We start from the raw sequence: 15922 nt of genomic DNA on the forward strand, positions 1-15922 counted from the left end.
TTAGTCCTCGTAATTCATGTGGCGCACGTCGGCGACGGCGTCTTCGGCTTCGTGGCTGACGATCAGGCTTTCGCCCTCGCCCTTCCAGATCCGCACGGTGGCCTGGATGAAGCGGAACAGCAGCAGCCCCATGCCGAAGGGCAGGATCACGTAGGGGATGAAGCGGGGCAGCTTCTCGTAATGCTCGCCCTCGTTCATGATCGGCTCGATCCAGCGCAGCCATTCGGGGAACGGGATGTCGATGGTCTCGTACCAGCCGCGATACGAGGTGCGGCCCATCTCTTCGAGCCCCGTCGGGAACCAACGCCCGGTGGTCTGCGGCAGGTTGGCGAAGTTGGCCCAGTAATCCCAGGCGCCCTTGAACAGCAGGAAGGCGTAGATGATGCAGATCACCCCCACGGTGATCGCCAGCCCGCGCCGGACGGCCGGGCCAAAGAGGTTGATGATCGCGTCCACGCCAAGGTGGGCCGTGGTCTTGACCGCGTAGGAAATGCCGAACAGCACCAGCCAGGCGAACAGGAAGGTCGTCGCCTCCAGCCCCCAGATGAGCCCGGTGCTGAAGCCGTAGCGCAGCACCACGTTGGTGAAGGTGATCAGCGTCATCGCGCCGAGGATCAGCGCGATGGCGGTCTCCTCGATCTCGTTCACGACGCGTCCCAGCGTCGTCCTGGGTTCGTAATGGGCCGACATGCCCCCGCTCCTTCCGATCCCGGTTATAGAAAGCCCGGCCCCACCTTGCGGGAGGGGCCGGGCCGAAAAGTCAGGCCGTGGCCTGGATCAGTACATCGCGTTGATCGACTGCGCCGCGTCGATGTTGTCCTGGCCGACTTCCTCGGCGAACTGCTGCCACACCGGCTTCAGGGCATCTACCCAGGCCTGGCGCTGCTCGGTCGTCAGCTCGCGGATTTCGCCGCCGGCGTCCAGGATGGCCTGGCGGGCCTGCGCGTCGACTTCGCCTACGGCGGCGTTCCGCTCGGTGGTGACTTCGTTCAGGATGGTGGCCAGCTGGTCGCGCACCGGCGCATCCAGGCTTTCCCACCAGTCGATGTTGGTCACGACCAGGTAGTCGAGAACGCCGTGGTTGGTCTCGGTCGTGCCGTCCTGCACTTCAAAGAACTTCTGGCCGTAGATGTTCGACCAGGTGTTCTCCTGCCCGTCGACCACGCCGGTCTGCAGCGCGCCGTAGACTTCCGAGAAGGCCATCGGCTGCGGCGAGGCGCCCAGCGCTTCCATGTTGGCCTTCAGCACTTCGGAGGGCTGCACGCGGAAGTTCAGGCCCTTTGCATCGTCCGGCGAGATCAGCGGCTTGTTGGCCGAGATCTGCGTCATGCCGTTGTGCCAGAACTCGAGGCCCAGCAGGCCGCGGCGCACCATGGATTCCTTCATCGCCGTGCCGGTCTCGGAGGCCTGGAAGGCATCGACCGCCTCGATGTTCTTGAACATGAAGGGCAGGTCGTAGATGCGGAACACCTTGGTGAACTGCTCGAATTTCGACAGCGAGGGCGCGGCCAGCTGCACGTCGCCCTGCAGCATCGCTTCCAGCACCTGGTCGTCGTTGTAGAGGGTCGAGTTCGGGTAGACCTCCATGCAGGCCACGCCGTTCATCTCTTCGTTCACGCGTTCCTGCAGCAGGGTCGCGGCGATGCCCTTGGGGTGACGGTCGGTGTTGGTCACGTGGCTGAACTTGATGACGATCTCGCCATCGTCGCAGGCGGCGACAGCGGTGTTCGCGGTGACGGCCAGGGCCATTGCCATGGCGGCAGAGGTCAGGAATTTCATGGGTCATCCTCCCGTTGGATCTGTTTCGGCCGGCCAGGTTCCTCCGACCGGCGACGGGTTAGTCCTACCAAGGCGCGAGGGGCGCTCAACACGGGCGCGTGACCGGGCCGAGATGAGAGCGCTAAAGACTGGTTTGCCAATAGTTTACGTGTCCATGCTCAAAGCGCATGGCGGCAATGCACATGCAGCATGTGCGAAATCCCGCACAGCGCGCGACGGCCTTGTGCGGAAATCCGCACAACATCCGCGAATCAGCGACAGGGCCGATTCGCTCAGGCGCCGTCGCGGCGGTAGGTCTCGGGCTTGATGCCGTATTTGGACAGCTTGTCGTAGAAGGTCTTGCGCGGCAGTTTCAGCGCCTGCGCCGCCTCGCTCGCGCGGCCATTGGCCCGGCCCAGCGCCGCCACGAGGATCGACCGTTCGACCTGCGCCATCTGCTCGGTCAGGCCAAGGTCGCGGGCGCGGGTGATCTCTTCGGGCATCCCCAGAACGAACCGCATGGCGGCGGACATGAGCGAGCGTGCATTGCCAGGCCAGTCCTGCGCCATCAGTGCCGCGATCAGGTCGGGCGTGATCTCGGGCGGGCGCAGGCCAGCCTGCTCGCTGGCCTGCGCGACGTACTTGCGAAACAGGATCGGGATGTCCTCGGGCCGTTCGGCCAGCGACGGGATGCGGATCGCGACCGTTGAGAGGCGGTAGTAGAGCTCGGGGTAGAAACGGTCGTCCGTCAGGCCCGCGCTCAGGTCGCCCGCCGCGCCGCCGATCACCCGCGCCTCGTTCGCGCCGTCGAGGTGGTCGACCAGCGCCAGCTGGCTGTCGCGCGGCATCGCCGCCACCTCGTCGATGTAAAGCGTGCCGCCCCGCGCCTCGCCCAGCGCGGCGGCGAGATCCGTGCGCGACAGCCCCGCCCCGGCCCGCTTGACGAAGGCGCGTTTCGCGAGGGCCGACGACAAGTGCACCACTTCGGCCACCTTGGAAATCCCCGTGCCCGGCGCGCCGGTCACCAGCACCGGCTCGGCCAGCCGGGCGGCGGCGCGGACCCGGTCGCGCAGCTCTTCGCTGAGGCTGGAATGGCCAAAGATCATCCGCGCGGCGGCATCGCCGGTCTCGGCCTCGGCCTTGAGACGGCGGTTTTCCAGCACCATGGCGCGGGTGCGCAGGGCGCGTTCGATGACGGCCGTCAACTCCTCGGGCGCGCAGGGTTTTTCAAGGAAGCCAAAGGCGCCCTGCCCCATGGCGCGCACGGCCATGGGGATGTCGCCTTCGCCGGTCAGCAGGATCACCGGCAGGTCGCTGTCGATCCCTTGCGCATGGGCCAGCAGGTGGAACCCGTCGCGACCCGGCATGCGGATGTCCGACAGGACCACGCCGGCGAAATCGGGGGCGATGTGGTCCTTGGCCTCGATGAAGCTCGACACCGGCAGCGGGTCGAAATCGGCCAGCTCGAGCGTCTGGGCAAGCGCCTCGCGCACGGGGCGGTCGTCGTCGACGACAAGCACGCGGATCGGATCGCTCATGCCGCCTGCGCCTCGTCCTGCCACGGGGTCAGCTCCACGGTAAAGCGCGCCCCGCCCGTGGCGAGGTTTTCGCCCCGGATGTCGCCGCCAAAGCTTTGAACCAACCCGTAAGAGATCGACAGCCCCAGCCCCAGCCCCTCGGCCGCGCCGACCTTCTTGGTGGTGTAGAATGGCTCGAACAGGCGCGCGGGGTCCTCGATCCCCGGGCCCGTGTCGCTGATCGCGAGGCGCACCCGGTCGCCCGCATCGAGCGTGACGCCCAGCCGCCGATCCTCGCGTCCGGTCATGGCATCGGCGGCATTGGTGATGAGGTTGACGACCACCTGCCCCAGACGCACCTCGCCGCCGCGCACCCAGACCGGACCGTCCGGCAGGTCGCAGGTCACGGCGATGCCGTCACGGTCGAGCCGGGCGGCGACCAGTTCCAGCGCGCTGTTCAGCACGGCGACCATGTCGACGCGGCCCATCGGTTCGCTCTCGTTGCGGGCAAAGGCGCGCAGGTTGCGGATGATCCGCGCCATGCGGTCGGCAAGGTCGGAAATCCGGCCCAGGTTCTCGCCCGCCCGCTCGGGCTTGTCGCGACCCAGGAAAGCCGCGCCGTTCACCGCATATTGCCGGATCGCCATCAGCGGTTGGTTCAGCTCGTGGCTGATGCCCGCGCTCATCCGGCCAAGGGCGGAAAGCTTGGCGGCCTGCACCAGCTCCTCCTGCGCGCGCCGCAGCCGCGCCTCGGCCTCGAGCCGCTCGGCCACCTCGTGGCGCAGGCTGGTGTTGGCGGCGCTCAGCGCCTCGGTCCGGGCGGCGACGCGGGCTTCGAGCACGGCGTTCGCCTCGGCCAGGGTGCGGCGCCGCTCGGTCGCCAGCACCAGAAGTGCGCCGAAGAACAGCAGGATCGCGCCCGCGACGCTGGCCTGCAGCATCGCGATGCGCCGTGCCGGGGCCAGGTCGACCAGCGCTTCGCCCTGCATGCCGATGACCGGCAGGTCCTGCACCAGGTGCAGCGCGCGGGTCGGCAGGTAGGGGCCAAGGTCCAGCCGCCAGGTCTCGTAGCCCGCGACGTCGTGCGCGGCCACCGCCGGATCGGCGACCGAGGGCGCGGGCGCCCCGTCGATCCCCGGCCGCCGCCGCAGCTCGGGCCGGTTCGAGATGAAGACCTGCCCGCCAGCATCGGCGAAATAGACGGCCGGCTGCGGGATGCGCCAGTTGAACTCCACCGTTTCCAGATCGGCGATGACGATCAGCGCGCCCTGCACGTGGCCATCCGCCGCGTAGCTGGGCGCGGCGTAGTAGAAGACCCGCTGCCGCTCCGGCCCGGCGCGGCCATGGCCACTGCCCAGTGCCCCGTCCATCGCCCGTCCGAAAGCCTCGATCTGCCCCAGCCCTCCGGGCACCGCGGGCGAACTTTGCGCCAGCACCGTGCCGTCCGGGGCGACGAAGGCCAGCCCCAGCGCCGAAGTCTTGTCCGAGACCGAGATCAGCAGGTCCGTCGCCTGCACCGCGCCGCCCTCACCGCGCGCCAGCTGCCCCAGTACCGGATGGCCCGCGATCAGCACCGCCGCCTCCTGGTAGCGCCGCAGTTGCGCGATCAGCCGGTCCGAGGCGAGCGCGAGGTCGGCCTGGCCCCGCTGCGCCACCTGCCCCACGGCCTGCACGTAGCCCAGCCGCCAGACGCCGATTCCAACGGCCAGGACGAGGGCAAGCATGGCGGTTATGATGGCCGAACGCGAGGACATGCGTTGCAATCTACCCTGTGCTCACGTCATGTGACCAGACCCGGAAAGAGCGATGCCATGACCGACCTGACCCAATCCCCGACCGATCCCGATTTCGTCCAGAAACCCTACCCGTTCTACGCCGCCGCCCGCGCGCGCGGGGACATCCATGTCTGGACCAACTACGGCAAGCCCTGCGCCTTCAGCCATGCCGCCGTCTCGGCGCTGCTGAAGGACCGTCGCTTCGGCCGCGAGGTCCCGGCCGAGATGGCGCAGCCTGCGCCTGCGCACCTGCTGCCCTTCGACGCGCTGGAACGCACCTCGATGCTCTCGCTCGAGCCGCCCAGCCACACCCGCCTGCGCGGGCTGGTGCTGCGCGCTTTCACCTCGCGCCGGATCGCGGCCATGGCGCCCGAGATCACGCAGATGTCGCAGGCGCTGGTCGAAACCTTCCCCGCGGGCGAATTCGACCTGATCCCCGCCTATTGCAACCGCATCCCGGTGCTGGTGATCTGCCGCCTGCTCGGCGTGCCCGAGGACATGGCCGACCAGCTTCTGGCCTGGTCGAACGCCATGGTCGCCATGTACCAGGCCCGCCGCGACCGCGCCGTCGAGGATGCGGCCGCCACGGCCTCGACCGAGTTCACCGCCTTCATGCAGGGCTACGTGGACGAACGCCGCGCGCGCCCCGCCGACGACCTGATCACCCAGCTGATCCAGGCCGAGGAAGCGGGCGAGAAACTCTCGACCGCTGAACTGATCGGCACCTGCATCCTGCTGCTGAACGCCGGGCACGAGGCGACGGTGCACACCATGGGCAACGCGGTGAAACTCTTCCTCGAACGCGGGCTGCCGGCGCAGGCCCTTTCCCCCGACCACATCGAGACCACGGTCGAGGAAGTCCTGCGCTACGACCCGCCTCTCCACATGTTCTCGCGCTACGCCTACGAGGATGTCGAGGCTTTCGGCCACAGCTTCAAGCGCGGCGACGAGGTCGGGCTGTTGCTCGCCTCGGCCAACCGTGACCCTTCCGTCTGGGAAGACCCCGAGACCTTCGATCCGACCCGCCCGATCAAGACCAACACCTCGCTGGGCGCCGGGCTGCATTTCTGCGTCGGCGCCCCGCTCGCCCGGCTCGAACTGCAGATCGCCCTGCCCATCCTCTTCGCCCGCCACCCGGGCCTCAGGCTGACCGAGCCGCCGCGCTACGCCAATGTCTACCATTTCCACGGGCTGGAGCGCCTGATGGTCAGGACCGGATGAAAGAGACTATGCCTCCGGCGGGAGTTTATTGGCACAATGAAGCAGGGGATCCGATCCGTTCTTCATCTTGCCGATAAACTCCGGGGGTGAGGCCGCAGGCCGAGGGGGCTGGCCCCCTCCTGACGGGTCACAAGGGCAGCGCTGTCGTCGACTTGATCTCCTCCATCGACAGAAGCGCGGTGACATTGTGCACCCGCACCTCGGATATCAGCGCCTGGTAGAAGGCGTCGTAGGCGCGGGCGTTCCTGACCCGCACCTTGAGGATGTAGTCGATGTCGCCCGCCAGCCGGTGCGCCTCCTGCACCTCGGGGCGCGATTGCAGCGCGGCAAGGAACCGGGCCTGCCACTCGGCCTCGTGCTCGGAGGTGCGGATGAGGACGAAGAAGCAGGCCTCGAACCCCAGCGCCTCCGCATCCAGCACCACGGTCTGCTGGCCGATCACCCCGGCCTCGCGCATCTTGCGGATGCGATTCCACACCGGGGTCTTCGAAGACCCCACTTCGCGCGCGATTTCGTCCAGCGAGCGGCTGGCATCCGCCTGCAGGGCCGCAAGGATCTTCCTGTCGGTGTCGTCTATGCGGATCGTCATTCGCCTTCTCCCTGCCGATGCGGAATTCCTGTCCCGCCTCGCCCGCAGGGAAGAACAGAAGTCCTTATTTGTCCAGCCCCATGGCCAGAAACAGGGACGAAATTCTATATAGAACCTCAAGAAACCCCATGCAGGAGTCCCCGCCATGACGGCCTTTACCCCCAAGGTCATCACCGCCAACGCCCTGATCGAAGGCGACGTGGTGTATCTCGCCGCCGACGACACCTGGGTCCGTGACCTGTGCGCCGCCGAGGTGCTGACCGACGAGGCCGTGGCCCAGCTGCGTCTGCTCGACGCCGAGCGGCGCCCGGGCGAGGCGGTTGGCGTCTACCTCGCCGACGTGAAGGTCGGCGCGCATGGCCCCGAGCCTGTGCATTTCCGCGAGGATTTCCGCCGCACCGGCCCCTCGAACTACGCCCACGGCAAACAGGAGGCCCGCGCAGATGTATAACTATTCCGATTTCGACGCCGCCTTCGTCGCCGAGCGCAACCGCCAGTTCCGTGCCCAGGTCGAGCGTCGCGTCTCGGGCGCGCTGACCGAGGACGAGTTCAAGCCGCTGCGCCTGATGAACGGTCTCTACCTGCAACTGCATGCCTACATGCTGCGGGTCGCGATCCCCTATGGCACGCTGAACGCTGGCCAGATGCGCCAGCTGGCCCATATCGCGGACAAGTGGGACAAGGGCTATGGCCATTTCACCACGCGGCAGAACATCCAGTACAACTGGCCCAAGCTGCCCGACGTGCCCGATATCTTGGACGCGCTGGGCGCGGTGCAGATGCATGCCATCCAGACCTCCGGCAACACCATCCGCAACGTGACCGCCGATCATTTCGCCGGTGCCGCGGCCGATGAGCTGGAAGACCCCCGCCCCTATGCCGAGTTGATCCGCCAGTGGTCCACCGACCACCCGGAGTTCCAGTTCCTGCCGCGCAAGTTCAAGGTCGCCGTCAGCGGCAGCCCGAACGACCGCGCGGTCGTCAAGGCGCATGACATCGGCCTGCGCATGGTGGAACGCGGCGGCGAAGTCGGGTTCGAGGTCATCGTGGGCGGCGGCCTTGGCCGCACGCCGATGATCGGCAAGGTCATCCGCGACTTCCTGCCCAAGGCGGACCTGCTGCCCTATCTCGAGGCGATCGTCAGCGTCTACAACCTGCTGGGCCGGCGCGACAACAAGTACAAGGCGCGGATCAAGATCACCGTCCACGAGAACGGGCTGGAGAACATCCAGGCCCTGGTCGAGGAGCGGTTTGCCCAGATCCGCCCGACCTTCGGCGGCGCCGACCAGGCGCTGCTGGCCGAGATCAAGGCACATTTCCCGCGCCCCGCGCTCGGCGCCCGGGACACCACTGCCTATGATGCCGCGCGTGCGGCCGATCCGGTGTTCCGCAGCTGGTCCGACACCAACCTGTCGGATCACTTCCACGCCGATCACGCCATCGTAACGGTCAGCCTTAAGGCCCATGGCCAGACGCCGGGCGATGCGACCTCCGACCAGATGCGCGCCCTCGCGGACCTGGCGGATCGCTATTCCCTGGGCGAGCTGCGCATCAGCCACGAGCAGAACGTGATCCTGCCGCATGTGGCCAAGGCCGACCTGCCCGCACTGCATGCCGCGTTGCGCGACCATGCTCTGGCCACGGCCAACGTCGGGCTCGCCTCGGACATCATCGCCTGCCCCGGCATGGATTACTGCGCCCTCGCCACTGCCCGCTCGATCCCGATCGCGCAGGACATCGCGACCCGCATCGACGCGCTCAAGATCGAGCACGAAGTCGGCGCGCTGAAGATCAAGATCTCGGGCTGCATCAACGCCTGCGGACACCACCACGTGGGCCATATCGGCATCCTTGGCCTCGACCGCGCGGGCGTCGAGAACTACCAGATCACCCTGGGTGGCGACGCGACCGAGAACGCGGCCATCGGCCAGCGCACCGGTCCGGGCTTCCCGGCCGAGGAAATCGTGCCTGCCATCGAGCGGCTGATCCTGGCCTATCTCGACCTGCGCACGGGCGAAGAGGAAACCTTTGCCCAGGCTTTCGACCGCCTGGGGATGGAGCCTTTCAAGGTCGCGCTTTACGGCGAGAGCGCCGGCAAGTCGAAACGGGCTGCGTGATCTGATGACCGCGCAACCCGCCCCCCAGATCCAGCCCGACCCACGGGCCGAAGAACATGCGCGCCAGGCGGCGCGCGTGGCCGAGCTGAACGCGAGGTTCCGGCACCACGGGGCGACCTCGGTGCTGAAGGTGGCCCTGCGCGACAAGGCCTTTGGCGAGATCGCAATGGTCTCGTCCTTCGGCGCGGAATCGGTGGCGCTGCTGCATCTCGTATCGACGGTCGATCCCGGCACGCCGGTGCTCTTCATCGACACCGAGCTGCTGTTCCCCGAGACGCTGGAGTACCAGCAGACCGTGGCCGAGCGGCTCGAGTTGACGGACGTGCGCACCATCAAGGCCGACCCCGCCCGGCTGGCCGAGCGGGACCCCTACGGCGCACTCAAGTTCAGCGACCAGGACCTGTGCTGCACCCTGCGCAAGACCGAACCGCTGGACAATGCCTTGGCGGATTTCGCCGGCTGGATCACCGGCCGCAAGCGGTTCCAGGGCGGCAAGCGGGCCCAGATGGAGTTCTTCGAGCTCGACCCCGATGGCCGGATCAAGGTCAACCCGCTGGCCCATTGGCGCCCCGGCGACGTGGCCGAGTACATGGCGCAGAACAACCTGCCGCGCCATCCGCTGGTGGCCCAGGGCTATCCGTCCATCGGCTGCGCCCCCTGCACCAGCAAGGTGGCCGAAGGCGAAGACCCCCGGGCCGGACGCTGGCGCGGGCGCGACAAGACCGAATGCGGCATCCACCTCGTGGACGGCCGGATGATCAGAGAAGGAGACGCCAGATGAGCGTGATCGTGACCGACAAGGGCTTTGGCCCCGAGACCTGGACCGGCGCCTTCGACACCGCCGAGACCATCAGCGCCGAGACAGCCGCGCTCGACGTCGCCTCGGACCAGGATCCGCTGCCGCTGCTGGCGGCCGCGCCGCTCCTGGCGATGATCCGGGTGGATTTCCCCAGCTTTGCCGACGGGCGGGGGTTCACCCTCGCACGACGGCTGCGTCTGGCCGGCTACAAGGGTCGCCTGCGGGCCCGGGGCCACGTGATCGCCGACCAATACGCCATGGCGCGCCGGTCGGGGTTCGACGAGGTCGAGATCAGCGAAGAGCTGGCCGCCCGTCAGCCCGAAGGCGACTGGGTGTTCCGCGCCGACTGGCAGGCCCACGACTACCAGTCGCGTCTGCGCGCCAGCGCCTGAGCGCGGCAGCAGCGCCCCGCGTCGCCGTCCGGCGGCGCGGCGACGCGCCCCCTTTCACCTGATCTGCATCATAGATAAATCAGAGGCATCGGTTGTAGCAGCCGGTGAACAGTGACCATGACCGAGATGAGCCCCGTGACCGAGACGACAGCCAAGCCCGCCCCGAAAGCCAAGGCCCTGCCCGACGCGCAGCGCGTGACCGAGGTCAGGCACTGGACGGACCGGCTGTTCTCGTTCCGCTGCACGCGGCCGGCCTCGATGCGCTTCCGCTCGGGCGAGTTCGTGATGATCGGCCTGATGCAGACCGACGAAAAGACCGGCCGGGAAAAGCCGCTGCTGCGCGCCTATTCCATCGCCTCCCCGTCCTGGGACGAAGAGCTCGAGTTCTACTCGATCAAGGTGCAGGACGGCCCGCTGACCAGCCGGCTCCAGCATATCCAGGTGGGGGACGAGATCATCCTGCGCCCCAAGCCTGTCGGCACGCTGGTCCATGACGCGCTGCTGCCCGGCAAGCGGATCTGGTTCTTTGCCACCGGCACCGGTTTTGCGCCCTTTGCCTCCCTGCTGCGCGAGCCCCAGACCTACGAGGATTACGACGAGGTCATCATCACCCACACCTGCCGCGAGGCCGGCGAGCTGACCTATGGCCGTGAGCTGATCGAGGGGCTGAAGACCGACGAGTTGCTGGGCGAGGTGATCGGCGAGGGCTTCTGGAAGAAGATCAAGTACTACCCGACCACGACCCGCGAAGAGAGCGCCAAGATGGGCCGCATCACCGACCTGATGCGCTCGGGCGAGGCGTTCCGCGATCTGGGCACCGAGGCGCTGAACCCCGAGACCGACCGCGCCATGGTCTGCGGCAACCTCGCCTTCAACCTCGAGATCAAGGAGATGCTCGAAGGTTACGGGCTGGAAGAGGGCGCCAATTCGGACCCCAAGCATTACGTGGTGGAAAAGGCCTTCCTCGACTGACGGCAGGCCCGCCCCCGAACGACGAAGGCCGCGCCCGGCAAGGCGCGGCCTTCTTTCGTTTCAGCCGCCTGGAAGGCTCAGAGCCCCAGCGCCTCGCGCACGCGGGCCAGGGTATCCTCGAGCAGTTCGGGATTGTCCTGCACCTGGCGCAGCGCGGTCTGCAGCAGCGTCTTCTCGGCCATGCCGAGGTCGGAGGCATCCAGCGCCTCGATGACGCGGTCAAGATCAAAGCCTTCGACGGTCAGCGCCTCGGCCAGCGGGTCGGCGGCCCCGGCAGTTGCATCCGCGGACGCGTCGGCCCCGGCTTCCCCGGTCGTCGCGGCCTCGCTTTCGGCGCCAGCGGCGGCAGCTTCGGCGGTGGCCGCCTCTTCGACGGCCGCTTCGGCCGCCGCGATCTCGGCCTGCGCATCGGCGATGTCCTCGGCCGTGGCATGATCCTCGCCCGCCGGCCGGGTCATGTCGCCGATCGCCTGCAGCGCCTCGCTCGTGGTCTCGGCCGCGTCGGCCGCAGCCTCCGAGACCGCCTCGCCGGTGGCCTCCACCGCCGCGCCGACCGCCTCGGCCACGCTGTCGCCCGCCTGCTCGGCCGCGGCCCCGGCATCGTCCACGGCCTCGGCGGCCTGATCCTCGGCCGAGGTCATCGCCTCGTCCGTCGCCTGGCCCAGGTCCTCCAGCGCCTCCTGAACGGCCGCGCCGGCCTCGGCCGCGCCTTCGGTCAGCTCTTCCATCGCGCCCTCGACGGCATCCGCCGCCTCATCCACGGCCGACACGGGCGCCGCGGGGGCAGCCTCGGTCACGGGCTCTTCGGCAACCGGTTCGACCGGCGCGGGCGCCTGCCCGTCGCGCAGCACCAGCGTCAGCCCGACGGCCACGACAACCGCTGCGCCCCCTGCAATCCATGCGTTCTTCATGTGAAACCTCGACTCGGTTCGCCGCGGGTCCGACGGCCGGCCCCGCCTTTGCGCCCTTTGATCCCGCCGCCCGGCCCACCGCAAGTCGAATCCCCGACGATCAAGCGGTTTCCAGCCGATTTGCCGCTTGAACAGAAGGCCCGCAAAGACTACCTTCTGCGCTCAAAATCCAAGGCTATAAAAGGAACGACACCATAGCCCGCCGCCCCCATAACGCGCCCCCGACGCGCGAAACCGGCCCCCGCGTGAACGAGCGGATCAAGGCCACTGAAATCCGTCTGATCGGCCCGAACGGCGAGAACGTCGGCCTGATCGCCCCGGCCAAGGCGCTTGCCGCGGCCGAGCAGGTCGGGCTGGACCTGGTCGAGATTTCGCCCAACGCGAACCCGCCGGTCTGCAAGATCATGGATTACGGCAAGTTCAAGTACGAACAGCAGAAGCGCGAATCCGAAGCGCGCAAGAAGCAGAAGATCATCGAGGTGAAGGAGGTGAAGTTCCGCCCCAACACCGACACCCATGATTACGAAGTGAAGATGCGCAACGTCTTCCGGTTCCTCGAAGGCGGCGACAAGGTCAAGGTGACCCTGCGGTTCCGCGGCCGCGAGATGGCGCACCAGAACCTTGGCCGCGAACTGCTGGAACGCGTCGCGGAGGACGTGAAGGAAATCGGCAAGATCGAGAACATGCCGAAGATGGAAGGCCGCCAGATGGTCATGATGATCGGCCCGGTCAGCAAGTGACCACCGGCCGGGATCGTTGACGCGACCGCCGACAATTCGACGCCCCGCAGCCCGGCTTGCGGGGCGTCTGCGTTTCACCGCAAGCGATCGCGCGCGGATGTGGGAAGACCGGTACAAGGGCAGCGACTACCTTTACGGCAAAGCGCCAAGCCAGGTGCTGCGCACACATGAGGACCTGCTGGTTGCCGGCGGGACCGCGCTGGCCGTGGCCGATGGCGAGGGGCGCAACTCGGTCTTCATGGCCGAGCGCGGCATGCAGGTGACGGCGCTGGACTACGCGCCCTCGGCCATCGCCAAGGCGCGCAAACTGGCCGCAGAGCGCGGGGTGACGGTCGATTTCCGGACCTGCGACGTGCTGGCCGGGGACTGGCCGGGCACCTATGACCTGGTGGCCGGGATCTTCATCCAGTTCGTCGGCCCCGAGGGGCGGCGCAAGATCTTCGACCGAATCAAGGGCGCGACGGCGCCCGGCGGCACGGCCTTGCTGCACGGCTACACGCCCGACCAGGTCGGGCGCGGCACCGGCGGGCCGGGCCGGGTCGAGAACATGTATACCGAAACGATCCTGCGCGCCGCCTTTGTCGGCTGGGAGGTGCGGGACTGCCGCGCCTACGAGGCCGATCTGGCCGCGGGCGCGGGCCAATCCGGGCGTTCTGCGCTGATCGACTTCGTCGCTCGCAAACCCGCGTGACTCACGCATCTTAACTCCTCTGAAAGCCACGTGCGCATAAGGTGCTCCGGCCATTCGTCCCGCCGCACCGGCGGGCCGCAAGTACTGAGGAGTAAACCGCCATGAAACGAACCCTTCCGTTCGTAGCCGCCGCACTGATGCTCGGCGCCACCACCCTGCAGGCAAACGAATTCGAACCGGCCATGCGCAGCTACCTCGAGACCGAGGTGCTGACCTGGGCCATGGACCCGGTGATCGTCGCGCGGATCAAGGAACAGAACACGGCACATGCGTCGCTTGACCAGGCCGCGATCGACGCGATGGATGCGCAATGGCGCAAGGAGGTCGGCGCAGCCGCGACCCCGACCATAGACCCGGTGGTGAACAACGCCGCCTCAGATTTCCTGCGCGACCATGTCGACGGGTCGGTCGGCATCATCTCCGAGATCTTCGTGATGGATGCACATGGGATGAACGCCGCCGCGTCGGGCATCACCTCGGACTACTGGCAGGGCGACGAGGACAAGTTCCAGCAGACCTTCGGCGTCGGACCCGATGCCGTGCATTTCGGCGAGGTCGAGTTCGACGAATCGAGCCAGCGCTTCCAGGCCCAGCTGTCGATCACCATCCGCGATCCCGAGACCGGAGATGCCATCGGCGCCATGACCGTCGGCCTGAATGCCGAAGCGCTGATGTAAGGACCCGAAGGACAGGAGCCGCTCATGGCGCGACAGAACACCCGCCCCGCCACCCGTCGCACGGGCCTTGCCGCGTCGGTCTTCCTGAAGTGCACGGCGCTCATGGCCGCGACCACCCTGATCGTCGCGCTGGTCATGATGGTCCAGGAGATGCGGCACACCCGGCAGATCGCGGTCGGCGGCATCCTGTCCCTCGCTGCCCAGTCAACGCGCACCGCGGCCGAGGACCTGGCCGCGCCGGTCGCCTTCAAGGCGGCCGATCGGGTCGAGGCGCTGATCGCCTCGACTCTCGAGGCGAATGCCAGCGTGACCGTCTCGGCGCTTGTGCTCGACGCCGGGGGGGTGGTGCTGACGAACTCCGGCGGCAGCGTCTCTCAGGCAGTCCAGGACGCCGGGCGGGCGGCTCTGGCGCAGGCGGCCTCCGTGACCAGCCCGGACGGGATGATCATGGCCGAGCCGATCCTGAAGGGTGAGAACGTCCTTGGCAGTGTCGTGATCGAATGGACGGCCGACCGCGTCATGGCCGACATCTCGCGCCAGAGCACGCAGCAATTGCTGACCACCCTGGCGATCTTTGCGGTGTTGACCACCCTATCGACCCTGCTGCTGCGCGTCATGCTCAGCAAGCCGCTGCAAGGCGTGTCGGAGGCGATCGCCGCCGCATCCGAGGGGACCTATGACCTGAACGTGCCGACCTCGGCCCGGTCGGACGAGATCGGCGACATCTCGCGCAACCTGGAGACGCTGCTGGCCAAGCTGCAGGCCGCTCGCGCGGCCGAGCGCGAGACAGAGAAGTCGCACGAGGAACAGAACCACGTGGTGCAGACGCTCAGTGTCGGGTTGACGGCAATGGCCTATGGCAACCTCGCCTGCCGCATCGACACGCCCTTTCCGCCGACCTACGAGGCGATCCGCAGCGACTTCAACCTGGCCGTGGACAACATGCTCGACGTGATCCGCGACGTGCAGGTCTCGGCCGGGACGATCCTGTCGGGGGCGCAGGACCTCAGCCAGTCCTCGGACGACCTGTCGCGCCGGACGGAAGCGCAATCAGCCACGCTGGAGGAGACCGCCGCCGCGCTGGAAGAGCTCTCGACCAACGTCGCCTCGACTTCGAACGGGGCTACCGAGGTCGCGACCCAGGTCGATGACGCCCGCAACGCGGCCCACACCAGCAGCGCGGTGGTGCGCAGCGCCGTCGAGGCGATGATCGAGATCGGCAAGAGTTCGAACCAGGTCAAGGACATCATCAGCCTGATCGACGACATCGCCTTCCAGACCAACCTGCTGGCGCTGAACGCGGGCGTGGAGGCGGCGCGCGCCGGGGACGCGGGCAAGGGCTTTGCCGTGGTCGCCAGCGAGGTGCGCGCGCTGGCGCAGCGCAGCTCGGACGCGGCGCGGCAGATCGGCCAGCTGATCGCCGGATCCTCGCGCCAGGTCGAGGAAGGCGTGGTGCTGGCCGGCAAGGCCGGCGACACCTTCCAGTCGATCAGCGACCGGATCACCGAGATCGCGAACCTCGTCAGCGGAATCGCCATCAGCGCGCGAGAGCAATCCTCGGGCCTGACCGAGATCAACTCGGGCATGGGCGAGCTGGACCAGGTGACCCAGAGCAATGCCCACATGGCCGAACAGACGGCCAATTCGACCCACAACCTGACCTCCGAGGCGAAGCAGCTGATGGAGCTGGTGTCGCGCTTCCAGCTCGACGGGGCGCAGGATCGGGCCCGGCACAGCTCCCGCGCGGCCTGAGCCGGCAAGGG

Annotated in this window: 16 protein-coding genes; 10 read left to right on the plus strand and 6 right to left on the minus strand. The window is 67.8% G+C overall.

The window, feature by feature from the left end:
- The 4 genes from MF270_RS04770 to MF270_RS04785 all read right to left on the minus strand — a co-directional run bounded on the left by MF270_RS04770 (position 1) and on the right by MF270_RS04785 (position 4999).
- The gene (locus MF270_RS04770; protein WP_238364707.1) at positions 1-690 is read right to left on the minus strand and encodes a TRAP transporter small permease; all 690 of its coding nucleotides are present in this window, start codon (positions 688-690) and stop codon (positions 1-3) included.
- Between the two features lie 87 nt (positions 691-777).
- Positions 778-1779 carry a DctP family TRAP transporter solute-binding subunit gene (locus tag MF270_RS04775; RefSeq protein ID WP_238364708.1) on the minus strand — a complete coding sequence of 334 codons (1002 nt, stop codon included), beginning with the start codon at positions 1777-1779 and terminating at the stop codon, positions 778-780.
- Between the two features lie 272 nt (positions 1780-2051).
- Positions 2052-3296, minus strand: a complete 1245-nt coding sequence (locus MF270_RS04780; RefSeq protein WP_238364709.1) for a sigma-54-dependent transcriptional regulator — start codon at positions 3294-3296, stop codon at positions 2052-2054.
- Positions 3293-4999 (minus strand): sensor histidine kinase, encoded by a 1707-nt coding sequence (locus tag MF270_RS04785; RefSeq protein WP_238364710.1) that lies wholly within the window; start codon positions 4997-4999, stop codon positions 3293-3295. Before MF270_RS04785 ends, MF270_RS04780 begins: the two co-directional genes overlap by 4 nt.
- Before the next feature lie 87 nt (positions 5000-5086).
- Here MF270_RS04785 and MF270_RS04790 point away from each other — a divergent pair, with 87 nt between their 5' ends.
- Positions 5087-6271: a cytochrome P450 gene (locus MF270_RS04790; protein WP_238364711.1), complete on the plus strand. Its 1185-nt coding sequence runs from the start codon at positions 5087-5089 to the stop codon at positions 6269-6271.
- 127 nt (positions 6272-6398) lie between these two features.
- Here MF270_RS04790 and MF270_RS04795 read toward each other — a convergent pair whose 3' ends face one another.
- Positions 6399-6860, minus strand: coding sequence for an Lrp/AsnC family transcriptional regulator (locus MF270_RS04795; RefSeq protein WP_238364712.1), 462 nt, complete (start codon positions 6858-6860; stop codon positions 6399-6401).
- Between the two features lie 145 nt (positions 6861-7005).
- On the opposite strand from MF270_RS04795, the gene MF270_RS04800 reads away from it, so the two are divergent.
- From MF270_RS04800 to MF270_RS04820, 5 genes are all read left to right on the plus strand, one after another.
- On the plus strand, positions 7006-7311 hold the full coding sequence (locus MF270_RS04800) for a DUF2849 domain-containing protein (protein WP_238364713.1): 306 nt from the start codon (positions 7006-7008) through the stop codon (positions 7309-7311).
- Entirely contained in the window at positions 7304-8977 is a 1674-nt protein-coding gene (locus tag MF270_RS04805) for a nitrite/sulfite reductase (RefSeq protein ID WP_238364714.1), read from the plus strand. Before MF270_RS04800 ends, MF270_RS04805 begins: the two co-directional genes overlap by 8 nt.
- A 4-nt stretch (positions 8978-8981) precedes the next feature.
- Positions 8982-9758: a phosphoadenylyl-sulfate reductase gene (locus MF270_RS04810; RefSeq protein ID WP_238364715.1), complete on the plus strand. Its 777-nt coding sequence runs from the start codon at positions 8982-8984 to the stop codon at positions 9756-9758.
- Positions 9755-10168, plus strand: a complete 414-nt coding sequence (locus MF270_RS04815) for a DUF934 domain-containing protein (RefSeq protein WP_238364716.1) — start codon at positions 9755-9757, stop codon at positions 10166-10168. Before MF270_RS04810 ends, MF270_RS04815 begins: the two co-directional genes overlap by 4 nt.
- A 117-nt stretch (positions 10169-10285) precedes the next feature.
- Positions 10286-11140 carry a ferredoxin--NADP reductase gene (locus MF270_RS04820; protein ID WP_238364717.1) on the plus strand — a complete coding sequence of 285 codons (855 nt, stop codon included), beginning with the start codon at positions 10286-10288 and terminating at the stop codon, positions 11138-11140.
- Positions 11141-11217: 77 nt separating this feature from the next.
- On the opposite strand, the gene MF270_RS04825 is transcribed toward MF270_RS04820, so the two are convergent.
- Positions 11218-12051, minus strand: a complete 834-nt coding sequence (locus MF270_RS04825; protein WP_238364718.1) for a translation initiation factor 3 — start codon at positions 12049-12051, stop codon at positions 11218-11220.
- A 245-nt stretch (positions 12052-12296) separates the two neighbouring features.
- Between MF270_RS04825 and infC the strand changes: the two genes are divergently transcribed.
- From infC to MF270_RS04845, 4 genes are all read left to right on the plus strand, one after another.
- Entirely contained in the window at positions 12297-12791 is a 495-nt protein-coding gene (gene infC / locus MF270_RS04830) for a translation initiation factor IF-3 (protein ID WP_238364719.1), read from the plus strand.
- A gap of 97 nt (positions 12792-12888) precedes the next feature.
- Positions 12889-13482 carry an SAM-dependent methyltransferase gene (locus MF270_RS04835; RefSeq protein WP_238364720.1) on the plus strand — a complete coding sequence of 198 codons (594 nt, stop codon included), beginning with the start codon at positions 12889-12891 and terminating at the stop codon, positions 13480-13482.
- A 101-nt stretch (positions 13483-13583) separates the two neighbouring features.
- Positions 13584-14159, plus strand: a complete 576-nt coding sequence (locus tag MF270_RS04840) for a hypothetical protein (protein WP_238364721.1) — start codon at positions 13584-13586, stop codon at positions 14157-14159.
- 24 nt (positions 14160-14183) lie between these two features.
- Positions 14184-15911 (plus strand): methyl-accepting chemotaxis protein, encoded by a 1728-nt coding sequence (locus MF270_RS04845; RefSeq protein ID WP_238364722.1) that lies wholly within the window; start codon positions 14184-14186, stop codon positions 15909-15911.
- The last annotated feature ends 11 nt before the right edge of the window (positions 15912-15922 follow it).

The sequence above is a fragment of the Mesobacterium pallidum genome, assembly GCF_019966535.1.
In the GTDB taxonomy this organism is placed as follows: Bacteria; Pseudomonadota; Alphaproteobacteria; order Rhodobacterales; family Rhodobacteraceae; genus Mesobacterium; species Mesobacterium pallidum.

Bases quoted from the DNA above. Each gene is read 5' to 3' on its own strand.
- MF270_RS04770 (WP_238364707.1), bottom strand. From the start codon at position 690: ATGTCGGCCCATTACGAACCCAGGACGACGCTGGGACGCGTCGTGAAC.
- MF270_RS04775 (WP_238364708.1), bottom strand. From the start codon at position 1,779: ATGAAATTCCTGACCTCTGCCGCCATGGCAATGGCCCTGGCCGTCACC.
- MF270_RS04780 (WP_238364709.1), bottom strand. From the start codon at position 3,296: ATGAGCGATCCGATCCGCGTGCTTGTCGTCGACGACGACCGCCCCGTG.
- MF270_RS04785 (WP_238364710.1), bottom strand. From the start codon at position 4,999: ATGCTTGCCCTCGTCCTGGCCGTTGGAATCGGCGTCTGGCGGCTGGGC.
- MF270_RS04790 (WP_238364711.1), top strand. From the start codon at position 5,087: ATGACCGACCTGACCCAATCCCCGACCGATCCCGATTTCGTCCAGAAA.
- MF270_RS04795 (WP_238364712.1), bottom strand. From the start codon at position 6,860: ATGACGATCCGCATAGACGACACCGACAGGAAGATCCTTGCGGCCCTG.
- MF270_RS04800 (WP_238364713.1), top strand. From the start codon at position 7,006: ATGACGGCCTTTACCCCCAAGGTCATCACCGCCAACGCCCTGATCGAA.
- MF270_RS04805 (WP_238364714.1), top strand. From the start codon at position 7,304: ATGTATAACTATTCCGATTTCGACGCCGCCTTCGTCGCCGAGCGCAAC.
- MF270_RS04810 (WP_238364715.1), top strand. From the start codon at position 8,982: ATGACCGCGCAACCCGCCCCCCAGATCCAGCCCGACCCACGGGCCGAA.
- MF270_RS04815 (WP_238364716.1), top strand. From the start codon at position 9,755: ATGAGCGTGATCGTGACCGACAAGGGCTTTGGCCCCGAGACCTGGACC.
- MF270_RS04820 (WP_238364717.1), top strand. From the start codon at position 10,286: ATGACCGAGATGAGCCCCGTGACCGAGACGACAGCCAAGCCCGCCCCG.
- MF270_RS04825 (WP_238364718.1), bottom strand. From the start codon at position 12,051: ATGAAGAACGCATGGATTGCAGGGGGCGCAGCGGTTGTCGTGGCCGTC.
- MF270_RS04835 (WP_238364720.1), top strand. From the start codon at position 12,889: ATGTGGGAAGACCGGTACAAGGGCAGCGACTACCTTTACGGCAAAGCG.
- MF270_RS04840 (WP_238364721.1), top strand. From the start codon at position 13,584: ATGAAACGAACCCTTCCGTTCGTAGCCGCCGCACTGATGCTCGGCGCC.
- MF270_RS04845 (WP_238364722.1), top strand. From the start codon at position 14,184: ATGGCGCGACAGAACACCCGCCCCGCCACCCGTCGCACGGGCCTTGCC.